The organism is Albibacterium bauzanense (genome assembly GCF_004339765.1).
Taxonomy (GTDB): domain Bacteria; phylum Bacteroidota; class Bacteroidia; order Sphingobacteriales; family Sphingobacteriaceae; genus Albibacterium; species Albibacterium bauzanense.
Map to the genome: position 1 here is coordinate 630,117 of NZ_SMGO01000002.1, position 15,332 is coordinate 645,448.

The following is a 15,332-nucleotide window of genomic DNA, read 5'->3' on the forward strand; positions in this document are numbered from 1 at the left end:
TCGTTTATAAAGTCTTATGGTTTCATTGAAAGTTGCCATATGCTATTTATTGTATTAGTATTCGCAACTTTCTAATACACTAGCTGTTGGTAAAGGAATTAATAATTGATTCTACTCCTGATTCAGGAGTTACAATCGCCCTACTCCAAGATAAACAGCTTGTTGAGCTTAATACCGAACAAGTAAATAATAATTACGCTGTAGGCGATATCTATCTGGGCAGGATAAAGAAGATTATGCCTGGGCTGAATGCCGCTTTTGTGGATGTTGGCTATTCTAAAGATGCATTTTTGCATTATTTGGATCTGGGTCCGCAGGTAGAAACACTCATCAAGTTAACTAAGATGGTGAAGAATGGTAGTTTTAAAGATAAACTGCTATCGACCATCAATCTTGAAAAGGATATAAATAAATCAGGAAAGATATCTGAGATTTTGTCTCGGAATATGCTTTTGCCTGTTCAAATTGCAAAGGAGCCTATTTCTACAAAGGGTCCTCGTTTAAGTGCAGATTTATCGATCGCCGGTCGTTTTGTAGTGCTGGTTCCATTTTCAGAGGCTGTCTCAATCTCAAAGAAAATCAAGTCTAATACAGAACGTAACCGCCTTAAGAGAATTGTTGAAGGAATTAAGCCACCTAATTTTGGTGTGATCATTCGGACGGTTTCTGAAGGTAAGGGTGTTGCTGAATTAGAGAAGGACATACTGGATCTCGTTGATAAATGGGAGAAGTTTACAAGACGCCTTCAGGTTGCAGAACCTAGTAATAAGGTATTGGGAGAGATGGATCGTACATCGACCATCTTACGTGATATTCTAACGGATGAGTTTTCTCATATTCATATTAACGACCCTCTGATCTTTGAGGAGACAAGGTCTTATATTCAAGGAATTTCTCCTGATTTGGAGAAGATCGTAAAATTTTATAAGCATAAGGAGCCTATTTTTGAGCACTTTGGTGTTGAAAAACAGATAAAATCTGCTTTTGGAAAGACTGTCAATTTGCCTGGTGGTGCTTACCTGGTTATCGAGCATACGGAAGCTCTGCATGTTATTGATGTGAATAGCGGTAACCGTACGGCAAATAAGGAGAACCAGGAGGAAAATGCTTTTCTGGTTAATAAAGAGGCCGCAAAAGAAATAGCTCGTCAGTTGCGTTTGCGTGATATGGGAGGAATTGTAGTCATTGACTTCATTGATATGCACAAAGCTCCAAATCGTAAGGAGCTGTTTGAGTTTCTTAAAGAATGCATGAGAGATGACCGTGCTAAACACACTATTCTGCCTCCAAGTAAATTCGGACTTGTTCAAATTACTCGTCAGCGTGTGCGCCCGGAAATGAATATAATTACCAGTGAAAAGTGCCCAACTTGTGATGGAACAGGGGAAATACGTGCAAGCATTGTTTTAATGGATGATATAGAAAGTAATTTAAACTATATCTTAAATGAACAAAACGAGAAAGACATTACCTTGAATGTACATCCATATATTGAAGCATATATTAAGAAGGGATTAATATCACAACGAATGAAATGGCTTTTCAAATATGGAAAGTGGATTAAAGTAAAGAGTGTCGCTTCTTATAACTTAACGGAGTTTCATTTCCAGAATAAGAAAGAAGAAGAAATCAAACTATAAGGTATATGGCCAAAGCAAGGAGCACCTATTTCTGTCAGAATTGCGGTTTCGAGAGTGCCAAATGGTTGGGGAAGTGTCCTTCTTGCGACCAATGGAATACTTTCGTTGAAGAGGTAATTGAGAAGACAGCAAGCAAGGTTCCTGATTGGCGTACCGAAAAATCTTCTAACAGGACATCTAAAGCTGCGGCTATCCATTCTATAGTTTATAAGGAGGAAGCCAGGTTGCAAACTCCAGATAAGGAGCTAAATCGGGTTTTAGGTGGAGGTATCGTACCAGGTTCTTTGACTTTAATTGGCGGAGAACCTGGTATTGGAAAGTCTACGTTGATGTTGCAACTGGCTTTAACTATGCCTAAGCTCAAGATTCTTTATGTTTCTGGTGAGGAAAGTGAACAACAATTGAAAATGCGTGCTGAGCGAATTAAACAATCGTCTCAGGCATCTTGTTATATATTAACCGAAACCGCTACTCAGAATATATTTAAACAGATTGAACAGGTGGAGCCTGAGTTGGTAATTATTGACTCTATTCAAACGCTTCATTCTGCTCATATTGATTCTTCGCCGGGTAGCGTTTCTCAGGTCCGGGAGTGTACGGCTGAGCTTTTGCGGTTTGCAAAAGAGTCTGGAACACCTGTTTTTATTATTGGTCATATCACAAAAGAAGGATCGATTGCCGGGCCTAAGGTTCTGGAGCATATGGTAGATACAGTTTTGCAGTTTGAAGGGGATAGGCATCATGTATATCGAATTCTACGTGCAGTTAAGAATCGATTTGGATCATCGTCAGAACTTGGTATTTACGAAATGCAGGGTGCTGGCCTCCGAGAAGTTTCTAATCCTTCTGAGATCTTGCTTTCTCATCGGGAGTCTACTACCTTAACGGGTATTTCAATTGCATCTATGCTAGAAGGTGCACGACCTATGTTGATTGAGGTTCAGGCATTAGTGAGTACTTCTGCTTATGGAACGCCTCAGCGATCGGCTACAGGCTTTGATGCCAGGAGAATGAATATGCTGTTAGCAGTATTAGAGAAGCGATTCGGTTTTCGTCTTTCTATTCAGGATGTCTTTTTAAATATAGCAGGTGGTTTACGTGTGGAAGATCCTGCTATTGATTTAGCTGTAATCATGGCTATTATTTCTTCACAGCAAGATATCCCAATACCATCAGGTGTTGTTTTTGCAGGTGAAGTTGGTCTATCAGGAGAGATTAGGGCAATTAACCGGGTTGATCAGCGAATTGCTGAAGCTGAAAAACTTGGCTTTGAGAAGATATATATATCGAAATATAATTCAAAAGGACTGGATATCAGTCGCTATAAAATTGAAATAGTTCCTCTTTCTAAAGTAGAGGAACTATTTCAACAATTGTTTGGTTAAGCTTTAAATGCTTATTTACTTAGATACATTGATTTCTTTGCACTAAGCTCTCTAAATCTAGGATGTTCTAAATCTTTAATAAAGAGAATGGATTCTCCTGTTGATTTCATTTCAGGACCTAATTGCTTATCTACTTCCGGGAATTTATTGAAAGAGAACACCGGTTCTTTAATAGCATATCCTTTTAACTTACGCTCAATTTTAAAATCTTTTAGTTTATTAGCACCTAACATAACTTTGGTTGCAATATTTACATAAGGCACATCGTATGCTTTTGCAATAAAAGGAACCGTTCTGGAGGCTCTTGGATTGGCTTCAATTACGTATACTTTTTCGTCTTTTACAGCAAACTGGATGTTAAGCAACCCGATTATATTTAATGCTTTTGCAAGTTTAATGGAGTATTCTTCCATTTGACGGATAACATTGTCTGATAAACTATAAGGAGGTAGCACAGCATGTGAATCGCCTGAATGGATACCTGCAGGTTCAATGTGTTCCATTAAGCCAACAATATGAACATCTTCGCCATCGCTGATTGAATCAGATTCAGTTTCCTCGGCCCGGTCTAGGAAGTGGTCAATTAAAACTCTATTTCCTGGTAAGTTGCGCAAGAGTTTAACAACTGCCTTTTCCAGATCTTCGTCATTAATGACGATGCTCATTCCTTGTCCTCCTAAAACATAACTAGGACGAACAAGTACCGGATAACCTACTTCTTTAGCAACCAGTAAGGCTTCTTCTGCACTTTCTGCTACACCATATTTAGGATAAGGGATATCAAGTTCTTTTAATAGATCGGAGAAGCTTCCACGGTCTTCAGCGAGATCCATGTCTTCAAAAGAGGTTCCTATAATCCTTATACCATGTTCTTTTAGTTTTTCTGCCATTTTTAATGCAGTCTGGCCACCTAATTGAACAATCACTCCTTCTGGTTTCTCATGTTCAATGATTTCACGAACATGTTCCCAGAATACCGGTTCAAAGTATAGCTTATCGGCCATGTTGAAATCAGTAGAAACGGTTTCAGGGTTACAGTTAATCATGATGGCTTCATAGCCTGCTTCTTTAGCAGCGATTAATCCGTGTACACATGAATAATCAAACTCAATACCTTGTCCGATACGATTTGGACCAGAGCCTAATACAATAATCTTTTTCTTATCTGTAACGATTGATTCGTTTTCGTCTTCAAAGGTTGAGTAGTAGTAAGGTGTTAAAGCCGGGAATTCTGCAGCACAGGTATCAACCATTTTAAACACGCGATTGATGCCTAATGATTTTCTTCGTGTATATACATCTTCTTCAGAAACATTTCCTAATATCCAGGCAATCTGACCATCTGAATAGCCTTTCTGCTTTAAGGTTAGGAAGAATTCTTTCGGGATGTTATAGAGTTGATATCTTTTAAGTTCTGTTTCTAATAGAACAAGTTCTTGTATTTGAACTAAGAACCATTTGTCGATTAGAGTGATTTTACGAATGGATTCTAATGGTACACCCATTTCGAAGGCATCTTTGATATGGAATAAACGATCAGCGCTTGGATGTTCAAGACTATACATGATTTCTTCCAGATTTCTGTTTTGACGACCATCGGCGCCTAATCCCAGACGGTTGGTTTCTAAACTCTGACATCCTTTTTGAAGAGCTTCGATGAAGGTACGACCGATCGCCATCACCTCTCCTACTGATTTCATTTGTAAACCTAATTCGACATTTGCACCTTTAAATTTATCAAAGTTCCAGCGTGGTATTTTCACAATCACATAGTCTAAGCTTGGCTCAAAATATGCTGATGTGTTTTTTGTAATCTGATTTTCTATTTCATCCAGGTTATAGCCTATTGCTAATTTTGATGCAATTTTTGCAATCGGATAACCGGTTGCTTTGGATGCAAGAGCAGATGAGCGTGATACACGAGGATTAATTTCAATAGCGATTATTTCTTCATTATCAGGATTAACAGAGAACTGAACGTTACAACCACCTGCAAAGTTACCAATAGCGCGCATCATTTTAATGGCCTGATTGCGCATCTCTTGATAGCAGCGATCACTTAGAGTCATGGTAGGTGCAACAGTTATTGAGTCTCCTGTATGAATACCCATTGGGTCAAAGTTTTCGATTGCGCAAATAATGATTACATTATCGTTGCTGTCACGAAGAAGTTCAAGCTCAAACTCTTTCCAGCCTAATACGGCTTGTTCAACTAATACTTCGTGAGTAGGAGAAGCTTGCAGGCCTCTGCTTAAAGCTAATTCAAATTCTTCTTTCTTATGAACAAATCCTCCTCCTGTTCCACCAAGTGTATAAGAAGGGCGAATTACCAATGGGTAACCTATCTCTTGAGCGGCTTCTTTTCCTTCTAAAAAGGAGTTTGCGATTTTTGAGCGGGCAACTCCGATGCCAATATCAACCATTAATTGTCTGAATGCCTCGCGGTTTTCAGTTGTTTCAATTGCGGCAATATCAACGCCTATAATATCGACATTGTATTTTTTCCAAATACCTCTTTCGTCGGCCTCAATACATAAGTTAAGAGCAGTTTGTCCGCCCATTGTAGGTAAAACTGCATCAATCTTACGCTCCGATAAGATTTCTTCAATACTTTCGCATGTGAGCGGTAGTAAATAAACATGATCCGCAATAACCTTATCGGTCATGATGGTTGCTGGATTTGAGTTTATGATTGAAACTTCGATACCTTCTTCTTTTAAAGAAAGTGCTGCTTGAGATCCAGCATAATCGAATTCACAGGCTTGGCCGATTATTATAGGTCCTGAACCAATAATTAATACGGAACGAATGGAAGTGTTTTTAGGCATTTTTTATTTAAAAAGTATAAAACGAACAGCACTATTACAGATCGGGATTTGTCCGTTTAGGAAGGAAATTCCGACTGCTTTGTCGGAGTGCAAAGATAGAAAATTTCTAGAGTCTTTTTGATAAAATCAAGCGTTTTTCTTAAAAATCTTTGCATACACCTGTTATTTCTTTTTCTAGTCGTAAATTGCGGGTTGATATGGGGGCAAATAAAATTATTAAGATTGCAATTGTAGGGCCGGAATCGACTGGTAAATCTTCTTTAACCAAACAGTTGGCAGATTATTTTGAAACTTTGCTTGTTCCTGAATTTGCCAGGGAATATTGTAAAGACCTTCATCGGAATTATACGTTGGAGGATGAGATCAATATTTTTCATGGTCAAATAGCTTCAGAGAAAAGGATTATTAAATCAGCGAAGAAGGATTTTATTTTTTGCGATACAATGGTTCTGACTGTGAAGATCTGGTGTGACCATCTTTTTGGCTCTACTCCGAAGGAAGTGTTAAAGGGTATAGCAGAGCAATCTTATGATTTATATTTATTGATGGATATTGATTTGCCTTGGCAGGAAGATGAATTGCGTGATTTCCCAACATTAAGAGAACATTTTATGGAAATATGGCATCAGGAGTTGCAGGCACTCTCTGCAAATTATAAGATAGTTTCTGGAACTGGTGATCAGAGGCTTCTTAATGCCAAAGATATTGTGCAACAGTTCCTAAGAGAGAACAGCAAAAGTGTTTAATTATAAACGGTTGCTTTTAAGATCAGCTAAACCCTTCTTTAAGGTAAATAAAATGTAATTTTCATCACGTTTTACACGTTTAGCTAAACGATTTACCAGTTCAGCTTCTTGTCCTGGCTGATATGCCAGGTCTTCGGCACTCAAATGAATATATTTGCGCAGTAGCTTTAGTTTTAATACTTCCCATTGCTCTGCATTGATAACTAGATCTGCCATTTTATTAACTTTTCACAAAAGTAATTAAAATGAAGATGGAAGTCAAACAAATTATTGATGGTTTAGGCTCGAAATTTGCTTGTACTTTGTAATTTTTAAACTATATAATTATTAACCATGAAAAAAATCTTTCTAAGTCTGCTTTTAATCGCGGGAACGACGCTGGCAGCATCGGCACAAATACTTCCTTCTTTTCAGTTTGGATTGAAGGCGGGTGCTAACTTTTCTAATTTAAAGGATGTTTCTATTAAATCAGAGACCCGAACAGGAGTTCTTGGGGGAGTATGGGCACGTGTTGGAGGTGCAGGAGTTCATTTTCAACCTGAATTGTATTTTATATCCAAAGGTTCGGATGGGACGGATGGTAAATTTAAATTTACTACTATGGACTTACCTTTATTGTTAGGTACTCGTATAGGAGTAGGGCCAATTGCTGCTCGTGTGCAAATAGGACCTGTAGTATCATTTGTAATGGATGAAGAGCACTCATTTATAGATAATGTTGGACAAGTAACACAGTTTGATGAATATAAGAAACAAACTTTTGCTTTAACAGGTGGTATCGGGGTTGATATCAGTAACCTTAGAGCTGATCTGCGTTACGAACAAGGCTTGAGCGATGTTTATGATAGTAGTGAGAGCGATGATAATGGTCGTTTAAAACTATGGACTTTAAGTGTTGGTTACCGTCTTTTTTAATTCGATAGCTCTTTAAGATTAGAGTTTTGATCAAAAGAAATTTAGAGGTGAGGATCCATATCCTCACCTTTTTGGTTGAATGGAATATCTTCACGCCTTAATCGTTCTAATCTTTTCTCTGCCATTTTATTGGTTTCGTAGATTCTTACAGTAATTAAAAAGTATGAAAGTAAGAGCGGACCATAAACTAATCCCATCAGTCCAAAAAGAGGGATGCCTATAATTACCCCAATAATTGTAATAATGGGGTGAATATTCCCCACACGTTTGGCTATGATTAGCCGGAGAACATTATCGATGTTACTAATGAAGATTAATCCGAAAAGTAACATGCCTATTCCATTAAAGTTATCGCCCTGAACAATTGCCCATATACTTGCTGGTACAAATATCATAGGAGCACCCACTACAGGAATAAAAGATAAAATGGCTGATATTACTCCCCAGAAAATAGGGTCATTGAAATTAAAATACCAATAACCTAAGGTTACCAAGGATCCTTGAATCAGTGAGATTAATCCCTGACCTAAGACATTGGAATAGGTGATATTTCTGAGTTCGCGACCAAATCGAAGTGCATTTTCCTGTCTAAATGGTGCAAACCTAAATAAGCCAGCCTCAAATTGTTTATAGTCTACCAGAGCAAAATATAAGAGGAAATACATAACAGAGATACTTAAGAGTAAGTTGGCAGCTCCGCTTAACAAAGAAGTGAATATATTACCGGCAGAGGATAGGATATTCCGAAGTACGTTTTCTATTAAATCTGGTTGATGTAGCTTGTCACCGGCAAAATCGCTTATTTGTTGAATTACTTGCTGTATCCATTGTGGATTTTCTTGAATTTCCACAATCTTTGAAACTACCATAGATCCTACACCAAGGATTGGAAGTATAATGACCAGAAATGAAAAAAGAATGATAAAGATCGCGGCAAAATTCTTTTGTAGTTTCCATTTATCCATTATGTATAGAAACATGGGACGGAAGATAGTATACATAACAATGGTGCCCAATATAGCGCCGAAGATTCCGCGAACAGAATAGAGAATAAAGCCTCCTAGTATAATTAATAAGACGAAAGTAACACGATTTCGTTCTTTGTTATTATAAAGTGGAGTAGCCATCTTGCTTTAAAGTTAGGATTAATCAGAAATTAGGCTTTCTTTTTTCCAGAAAAGCAAGTACCCCTTCTTTGAATTCTTCGGTGCCAAACAGGTTGGAAAACTCATTAATCTCTGTTTCATAACCTTCGTTAGATAGAGAGGCGTTTACTGCACGGATAGCTGCAGAAATGGCTCGTGGAGAACGTGTGGCAATTTTATTCAATAGTGTGTTTGCTTTATTTATGAGGTCTGATAATGGAACTACATAGTTTACAAGGCCAATAGAAAGAGCCTTATTGGCATCAATCATATCTCCAGTCAAAATAATCTCGAGTGCATGCCCTCTTCCTACTAATTGAGTAAGACGCTGTGTTCCGCCATAGCCGGGTATCAATCCTAATGAAACTTCCGGAAGTCCCATTAAGGCGTGATCTGCTGCTATGCGGATATGACAAGCCATGGCTAATTCCAATCCTCCACCTAGTGCAAAACCATTGATTGCCGCAATAATTGGTTTGCTTGCTTGATGTATTACATCAAATACTTTGCTTTGCTCTTCACGAGCTAATTCCTTACCTTCTTTTGAATCAAACGTTGAAAACTCAGCGATATCTGCTCCTGCGACGAATGCTTTTTCACCTGTTCCAGTTAATATAACACCTTTTACATTATCTTCTCTTAAGGCATCGATAATTGCATGATGCAGTTCATCTAATGTGTCTTTATTGAGCGCATTTAGTTTCTTTTCCCTGTTAATTGAGATCGTACAAGTTGAAAGATCCTGATTAACAATAATGTTATGATAATCTGTTTTCATGAAAGACAAATTAGAAGATTAGTAATTTCTGTTCTCTAAAGTCCAGTTTTGGATATATGCTACAATATCATTCATAGAAGTTCCTGGAGCAAAGAGTTTGCCAACGCCTATTTTATTCAAGGCTTGCATATCGTCCTCTGGAATAATCCCTCCTCCTGTAAGCAAGACGTTTTTTACGCCTTTTTCTTTCATAAGATTGATGATCTTCGTGAAGACAGTCATATGTGCTCCAGATAATATAGATATTCCGATGGCATCAACATCCTCCTGAAGAGCGGCATTAACAACCATTTCCGGACTCTGGCGTAAACCGGTATAAATAACCTCCATTCCTGCATCACGTAAGGTTGTTGCAATGACTTTGGCCCCACGGTCATGTCCGTCTAATCCAACTTTAGCAACTAAAACGCGAATAGGTCTGCTTAATGTTTCTGCCATAAATACTTTTGCTTAAAGTTAGAAACTTTTAGATGAATTAGGATATTGAATTATTCTGATTTTTAATTTAAAAAATAATTTTCGTATATTTATACTTAATTATCTAATAGTTACTTTTTTGGCATTAATGAGTTTTAAAAATTATATTTGCCAACTTTAATAGAGATTTTGCATGGATGTGAGAAAGATTACTTTATTTCCGAAATTAATATTGCTTGTAATAGCTATCATTACCCTAAGTTGGGTGCCTGTTAATTCCGTAAATGAAAATAGTTTTAAAGTAAATAAAAAGAGTTCGGTACTAAGCCCGGTTAAATTATTAGAAAGCGAAGCCTCGACAATTTATGAGAACACTAAGTTGGCGGACGTTGGTCTTTCTTTTAATGTATTTGAACAAGCCTATATTGGTTTTCTAAATTTAAAAAAATCAGATAAAATAAGTGAAGACGCTTCTGTCTTAAGTATTGCCGATTTTGATCAATCAAGTAAAGCCAAACGTTTATGGATTCTTGATTTGAAGACAGATAGTTTATTGTTAAATACCTGGGTATCTCACGGTAGAGGAAGTGGCAATGATATGGCAACAAAATTTTCTAATTTGAGTAATTCATATCAAAGCAGCTTAGGATTTTATGTGACCGGAGAGGTATATAGGGGTAAGCATGGACGTTCTTTGCGATTAGATGGTATGGATAATGGATTTAATGATAATGCACGCGATCGCGCCATTGTTTTGCACGGCGCTCCTTATGTAAGCTCTCAAGCCATTAAAAGTTTGAATCGTTTAGGTTTGAGTCATGGTTGTCCTGCTGTTCCTCTTGAACTAACTAATCAGATTATTGATCTTATCAAGGAAAAAACGGTTCTTTATATTCATGCAAGTTCACCTGTCTATCATTCTGTATATTTAGATTCAGAAGAAGCCGGCAAACATTTATTAGCCTATACTCATCTAGATTCCACTTTTCAAGTAGGGATATAAAACAGTATCTTCTCCGTATATATCGGAATAAAAATACAAAGTATTGTTTCTCAGATTGATGGTTTTATAGTCTAAAACTACTTGCGTCTGTGGTGATAATGCGATGTCGTTAGCGTCCATTTGTTCGGTTGATTCCATCTCGCTTTTAATTTCATTGAATTTATCCCCATTTCCAAAGAGTGCTTGTGCCAAATCCAGAGGTTTAGCAACCCGAACACAACCATGGCTTAGTGCTCTATTTTCTTTTTCAAAAGCAGTTTGAGTAGGTGTATCGTGTAAGTATACACTGCTATTATTTTTAAATAAGAATTTAATTTTTCCAAGTGCATTCTCACTTCCGGGTCTTTGTCTAAAACGATAAGGCAGATTGTCTGGTGAGAAAGCAGACCAGTCTATATTCTCCGAGCCTTCTATAACTTTCCCATCTTCAAGAACGTCAATTCCACTGTTAACGAGATAGAATCGATCCTCCTGTACATGCTTTAACATTTCTTTACCAGCAATACTTTTTGGAATATTCCAAACAGGGTTTACTTGTACACTATGAATTTTGCTTGCTAAAACAGGAGTCTCGTGACCAGTTTCGCCAACTACCACCTTCATGTTTATTATGGATTTCCCTTCTTTAAATACATCCAATTGAAAGGCCGGAATATTTACATATACCATATTAGAAGCATCAAAATCTTGTTTCCAACGTGCTCGTTCCATATTAACTATAATAGTTTTTGAAATTTCTTTTCTCTGCTGGTCTTCTACTGCTAAGTTCGACTTTAATTCTTTTTGTAAAGCGAGGTAAAGAGGTGATGTTGGTTGGATACTATCCAAGAGAGATGTTAGGTCTGTCGAGGTAAGAATGCTTTTCATAAAAACAGAATCTGGCCGTTTTGTTTCTATATAATAGCGCCGCAACACTTTATTAGGATTAACAACACCGTATTGAAGGGCATTGCTATAGTTAATTAAAGCATCTGCAGTTGAGATTTCCAACTGAGCAAGCTCTTTGTATGCATCTTCTTCTGTCTTGATTGCATCCTTGGAGATTATCGCATTTAGAAGCTTCTGATAATTATCAGCGTGGAAATAATCAGAACCTATTCCATGCTCAAGACTATTAGCTAATCGTTCAGCAAGTTGATTCAATTTATTGTCGTGAATAAACTTCTTAATTAGCGTAGCCTGATAGCCATTTTGTTTATAGTAGTTGGCAAGGAAGGTTTTATTTTTGAAATTATTTCCTTCTTTTTCAAGGGTTGACTGTAGAGTAGCGGCCAGCTTCTCTTCCTCTATATTCTTATAGACATCATTCTTTGTTTCTTTAGATAAGATACTTCCTAAAGTAGATTCACGATTACAAGATGTAAATATTAATAAAAATATAAAGGATATAAGTAATATCGGATGGTAACTTCTAACTTTCATATATAGTTTATGTTAAACTATGGTTAGAATGCAATAAGTTTGCCAGTTCTGAAGAGAAGAATTAATTAGTAATAGGTGTCGCTGGCTCTATTCTTAATCCAATGTCACTAATCCCTTTAAGGCCATTTACACGCATATTTTGCTCGAATTGAAAAGTATATTTTCCAGTATCAGTGAAGTGATAATCTTTTAAAAAACGCACCTGTTGGCTAATCAGGCTCCCGGCACTTTTGCCTTTCCAAAGGCCTTCAGGGTTGGCTAATTTAACTTCTACCCGGTAGGTTATCCTGGTTTTATCCGGATTTTGCTGATGGATTAAGATGAAAATATTTGAAAAGGGATAATCGATAGAATTCCTTAGGTTTAAATAGAGATGATATGGAGTATCCTTATTGGTTATATGAACAGGAAACAGAGGTTTCTGTTCATATAACCAAGCTTTGTTTTTAATGGGTATATTTTGATCTATAAGCGCATTGTCTGAACAAGCAGCCAGACCAAAAAAAAGAATTATCAGCAAGGAAAGCTTAGCCTTCATTTGTATTATCCGGTTTGTTAGGATTTTTAGGACGCTTATTATACCGCTTCTTTTTACGTACTTGTCCTTCTGTTTTAGGCTGAGGCTCCTTTGTTGCACCTTTTACTTCAACAGTTTTGTTTTCTACAGGAACTCGTTCAGCAGGTTTTTTTGCAGGAGCCTTATCCATTAAAGGTTTATTCTCGCTTGTTGTCTTTTCTAACCGATTATTCTTATTTCTTGAACGATTCTTTGAATTGCGTCTTTTATTTTTGTTCTCGTCTAAGCGGGTTAAGCTGTCTTGTCCTACTACATTTTCATAATCATAGGTACGTTCTTTTTCTTTAACTCCTACAGTCGGGATTGTTAGATCTTTAATATCCTCCGGTTTTATCCCTTTAAGGTTTTGTTGTTGAATTTCTTTTACCCGGTCAATTGGTAAAGGAATCCAGCTGTCATCACCTTGAAAACTAAACCACATCAGTCGTTTAAAGATATCGGTCTTCTGTAGGTAAGCATTGCCTTTTATGGTTTCCAGTTTATTAATATCTGTTGGAATATCCTTTAAAGCATCCATATAAGTGTCTAACTCATAGTTTAAACAACATTTCAGTTTGCCACATTGGCCAGCCAATTTTAGGGTATTTAAAGAAAGATTCTGATATCGGGCTGCAGAGGTGGATACCGTTTTAAAGTCTGTTAACCAAGTTGAGCAACATAATTCACGACCGCAGGAGCCAATACCACCTAAGCGGCTAGCTTCTTGACGCATACCTATTTGTCGCATCTCAATCCTTATGCGGAAGGTCTCGGCCATGCTTTTTATTAGCTCTCTAAAGTCAACACGACCATCGGCTGTATAATAGAAAGTAGCTTTAGATTTATCTCCCTGATAATCTACATCGCTAATTTTCATGGATAAGCCTAATTGCAGAGCAAGGGTACGTGCTTTATGCATAGTTTCCCATTCCAATGCTTTTGCTGCTTCATATTTTTCAATATCAGATGGTGTCGGTTTACGATATACCTTCTTTAAAACAGATTCTTCCTTTGTGTTTTGTTTTTTTAGCTGTAATCGTACCAGTTCGCCCATGAGCGATACATGTCCGATATCATAGCCATTAGTAGATGATTCAACAACAATCATCTCACCCATTTCCATATATAAGTCATTCTCATTTACGAAAAACTCTTTTCTGGATCCCTTAAAACGTACTTCAATGATGTTAAAAGGTTTATAATTTGATGGCATATCCATGTGGGACAGCCAGTCGTAAACATCTAATTTATTGCAACCATTTGTGGTGCATGTGCCATTACTTTGGCAACCCTTTGGTGAACAACCACCTCCGGATGAACAACTATTACATCCCATATTATATATATTGAGTCCCTTTCGGGAGCGTTTGGTACTTTAAAAACAATACGATCTGCAAAGATACATCTAAAAATAAGATTTTCGGATTTGCATTCCGTTCAATATGATAGCTTGCTTTCTCAAACTCAGCTACTACTGCTTCAATTTGTGTGTAGTCAAAACGTTTGCTAAACTTATCTGCAAAGTCTTGCTCCACTTCAGGTAAAAATACTAACTCAACCAGATCTTCTTTTAATAGAAGCGCCTCTCGCATCATGTTTATGGCATATAGAAGAAAGCTTTTCTGGCCTTCTCTGCCTAGTTTAGCCAAACTATTTTCTACAAATTCAATGATATCAGAACCCCTATCTGTTACACAAACATTCATCCATGTTTTTAGCAGATCCAAGTGGTCATTCTCTTCTTCACCAATTAAATTTTGAGCTTTTTGAATGTTCCCATCACTAATGTATGCAATTTGTTTGGCCTTATATTCGTTTAGCCCTTTATTTACTAATAAATATTCAACTACTTCTTGTTCTTTTAACCGATTAACTTTTATCAATTGAGTACGAGAGAGAATAGTTGTTAAAATCTGGTCCTGATTTTCGGCTACTAATAAGAATAGAGTATTAGCAGGTGGCTCTTCAATCAGTTTAAGCAGTGCATTCCCTTGTTTATCCAGGTATTCAGGGAGCCACATAATAAGTACTTTATAAGCCCCCTCGTAGCTTTTTAGACTTAATTTCTTTATGATTTGGTGGCATTCGGCAATATTGATATTAGCCTGCTTATTATCTTCTCCCAGATGATTACGCCAATTATCTAAATTTAGATAAGGGTTCTTAAGGAAAATTGATCGCCATTGTTCCATATAATTCGCCGCAGTTTCATCCTTCTTTTTTGCAAAAAACGGGTAAGAAAAATGAAGGTCTGGATGAATTAGCTTAATATATTTCCGACATGAAGGACAAAGGCCGCAGCTGTCTTCTTCTTGTTTGTTTTCACAATTCAAATATTGCGCATAGGCTACAGCAAGAGCCAGACTTCCGCTTCCTGTTGGACCAAGAAATAGTTGAGCATGGCTCACCCTATTATCCTGAACAGACTGTATAAGTCTCTTCTTCAGAACCTCTTGTCCGAAAATATCTTTAAATTGCATACAAGGTGAAAATGTCT

General features: G+C 37.1%; 14 protein-coding genes. 5 read left to right on the forward strand and 9 right to left on the reverse strand.

Going from position 1 to position 15,332, the window contains the following annotated elements:
• The first annotated feature begins 86 nt into the window (after window positions 1–86).
• Both C8N28_RS08680 and radA read left to right on the forward strand, forming a co-directional pair.
• A complete protein-coding gene (locus C8N28_RS08680; protein ID WP_132223882.1) occupies window positions 87–1,640 on the forward strand; it encodes an Rne/Rng family ribonuclease in 1,554 nt (517 codons plus the stop codon).
• A gap of 5 nt (window positions 1,641–1,645) precedes the next feature.
• Window positions 1,646–3,025, forward strand: a complete 1,380-nt coding sequence (radA, locus tag C8N28_RS08685) for a DNA repair protein RadA (protein ID WP_132223885.1) — start codon at window positions 1,646–1,648, stop codon at window positions 3,023–3,025.
• An 11-nt stretch (window positions 3,026–3,036) separates the two neighbouring features.
• On the opposite strand, the gene carB is transcribed toward radA, so the two are convergent.
• Window positions 3,037–5,853, reverse strand: coding sequence for a carbamoyl-phosphate synthase large subunit (gene carB / locus C8N28_RS08690; RefSeq protein WP_132223888.1), 2,817 nt, complete (start codon window positions 5,851–5,853; stop codon window positions 3,037–3,039).
• A gap of 197 nt (window positions 5,854–6,050) precedes the next feature.
• Between carB and C8N28_RS08695 the strand changes: the two genes are divergently transcribed.
• Window positions 6,051–6,599 carry an AAA family ATPase gene (locus C8N28_RS08695; protein WP_132223891.1) on the forward strand — a complete coding sequence of 183 codons (549 nt, stop codon included), beginning with the start codon at window positions 6,051–6,053 and terminating at the stop codon, window positions 6,597–6,599.
• Here C8N28_RS08695 and C8N28_RS08700 read toward each other — a convergent pair whose 3' ends face one another.
• Entirely contained in the window at window positions 6,600–6,815 is a 216-nt protein-coding gene (locus C8N28_RS08700) for a hypothetical protein (RefSeq protein ID WP_132223894.1), read from the reverse strand.
• Window positions 6,816–6,932: 117 nt separating this feature from the next.
• On the opposite strand from C8N28_RS08700, the gene C8N28_RS08705 reads away from it, so the two are divergent.
• On the forward strand, window positions 6,933–7,514 hold the full coding sequence (locus tag C8N28_RS08705) for a porin family protein (RefSeq protein ID WP_132223897.1): 582 nt from the start codon (window positions 6,933–6,935) through the stop codon (window positions 7,512–7,514).
• A gap of 41 nt (window positions 7,515–7,555) precedes the next feature.
• Here C8N28_RS08705 and C8N28_RS08710 read toward each other — a convergent pair whose 3' ends face one another.
• From C8N28_RS08710 to C8N28_RS08720, 3 genes are read right to left on the reverse strand one after another with little or no spacing between them, the layout of a single operon-like run.
• Window positions 7,556–8,641, reverse strand: coding sequence for an AI-2E family transporter (locus C8N28_RS08710; RefSeq protein WP_132223900.1), 1,086 nt, complete (start codon window positions 8,639–8,641; stop codon window positions 7,556–7,558).
• A 22-nt stretch (window positions 8,642–8,663) separates the two neighbouring features.
• A complete protein-coding gene (locus C8N28_RS08715; protein WP_132223903.1) occupies window positions 8,664–9,437 on the reverse strand; it encodes an enoyl-CoA hydratase/isomerase family protein in 774 nt (257 codons plus the stop codon).
• Window positions 9,438–9,455: 18 nt separating this feature from the next.
• The gene (locus tag C8N28_RS08720; RefSeq protein WP_132223906.1) at window positions 9,456–9,875 is read right to left on the reverse strand and encodes a cobalamin B12-binding domain-containing protein; all 420 of its coding nucleotides are present in this window, start codon (window positions 9,873–9,875) and stop codon (window positions 9,456–9,458) included.
• Between the two features lie 172 nt (window positions 9,876–10,047).
• Here C8N28_RS08720 and C8N28_RS08725 point away from each other — a divergent pair, with 172 nt between their 5' ends.
• Window positions 10,048–10,857 (forward strand): murein L,D-transpeptidase catalytic domain family protein, encoded by an 810-nt coding sequence (locus tag C8N28_RS08725; protein ID WP_132223908.1) that lies wholly within the window; start codon window positions 10,048–10,050, stop codon window positions 10,855–10,857.
• Here the strand turns inward: C8N28_RS08725 and C8N28_RS08730 are convergent.
• The 4 genes from C8N28_RS08730 to C8N28_RS08745 all read right to left on the reverse strand — a co-directional run bounded on the left by C8N28_RS08730 (window position 10,828) and on the right by C8N28_RS08745 (window position 15,315).
• Entirely contained in the window at window positions 10,828–12,279 is a 1,452-nt protein-coding gene (locus C8N28_RS08730) for a L,D-transpeptidase family protein (protein WP_132223911.1), read from the reverse strand. The two genes, C8N28_RS08725 and C8N28_RS08730, sit on opposite strands and share 30 nt — an antisense overlap.
• A 61-nt stretch (window positions 12,280–12,340) precedes the next feature.
• Window positions 12,341–12,817 carry a gliding motility lipoprotein GldH gene (locus C8N28_RS08735; protein WP_132223914.1) on the reverse strand — a complete coding sequence of 159 codons (477 nt, stop codon included), beginning with the start codon at window positions 12,815–12,817 and terminating at the stop codon, window positions 12,341–12,343.
• Complete coding sequence (locus C8N28_RS08740) at window positions 12,807–14,171, reverse strand: PSP1 domain-containing protein (RefSeq protein ID WP_132223917.1); 1,365 nt, start codon at window positions 14,169–14,171, stop codon at window positions 12,807–12,809. Before C8N28_RS08740 ends, C8N28_RS08735 begins: the two co-directional genes overlap by 11 nt.
• Window position 14,172: 1 nt before the next feature.
• Window positions 14,173–15,315: a DNA polymerase III subunit gene (locus C8N28_RS08745; RefSeq protein ID WP_132223920.1), complete on the reverse strand. Its 1,143-nt coding sequence runs from the start codon at window positions 15,313–15,315 to the stop codon at window positions 14,173–14,175.
• Window positions 15,316–15,332: the final 17 nt, after the last annotated feature.

What these genes read in the sequence shown, in the direction of transcription:
- radA (WP_132223885.1), top strand. Translation starts at nt 1,646, where the DNA reads ATGGCCAAAGCAAGGAGCACCTATTTCTGTCAGAATTGCGGTTTCGAG.
- carB (WP_132223888.1), bottom strand. Translation starts at nt 5,853, where the DNA reads ATGCCTAAAAACACTTCCATTCGTTCCGTATTAATTATTGGTTCAGGA.
- C8N28_RS08700 (WP_132223894.1), bottom strand. Translation starts at nt 6,815, where the DNA reads ATGGCAGATCTAGTTATCAATGCAGAGCAATGGGAAGTATTAAAACTA.
- C8N28_RS08730 (WP_132223911.1), bottom strand. Translation starts at nt 12,279, where the DNA reads ATGAAAGTTAGAAGTTACCATCCGATATTACTTATATCCTTTATATTT.
- C8N28_RS08735 (WP_132223914.1), bottom strand. Translation starts at nt 12,817, where the DNA reads ATGAAGGCTAAGCTTTCCTTGCTGATAATTCTTTTTTTTGGTCTGGCT.
- C8N28_RS08695 (WP_132223891.1), top strand. Translation starts at nt 6,051, where the DNA reads ATGGGGGCAAATAAAATTATTAAGATTGCAATTGTAGGGCCGGAATCG.
- C8N28_RS08725 (WP_132223908.1), top strand. Translation starts at nt 10,048, where the DNA reads ATGGATGTGAGAAAGATTACTTTATTTCCGAAATTAATATTGCTTGTA.
- C8N28_RS08740 (WP_132223917.1), bottom strand. Translation starts at nt 14,171, where the DNA reads ATGGGATGTAATAGTTGTTCATCCGGAGGTGGTTGTTCACCAAAGGGT.
- C8N28_RS08745 (WP_132223920.1), bottom strand. Translation starts at nt 15,315, where the DNA reads ATGCAATTTAAAGATATTTTCGGACAAGAGGTTCTGAAGAAGAGACTT.
- C8N28_RS08710 (WP_132223900.1), bottom strand. Translation starts at nt 8,641, where the DNA reads ATGGCTACTCCACTTTATAATAACAAAGAACGAAATCGTGTTACTTTC.
- C8N28_RS08705 (WP_132223897.1), top strand. Translation starts at nt 6,933, where the DNA reads ATGAAAAAAATCTTTCTAAGTCTGCTTTTAATCGCGGGAACGACGCTG.
- C8N28_RS08715 (WP_132223903.1), bottom strand. Translation starts at nt 9,437, where the DNA reads ATGAAAACAGATTATCATAACATTATTGTTAATCAGGATCTTTCAACT.
- C8N28_RS08720 (WP_132223906.1), bottom strand. Translation starts at nt 9,875, where the DNA reads ATGGCAGAAACATTAAGCAGACCTATTCGCGTTTTAGTTGCTAAAGTT.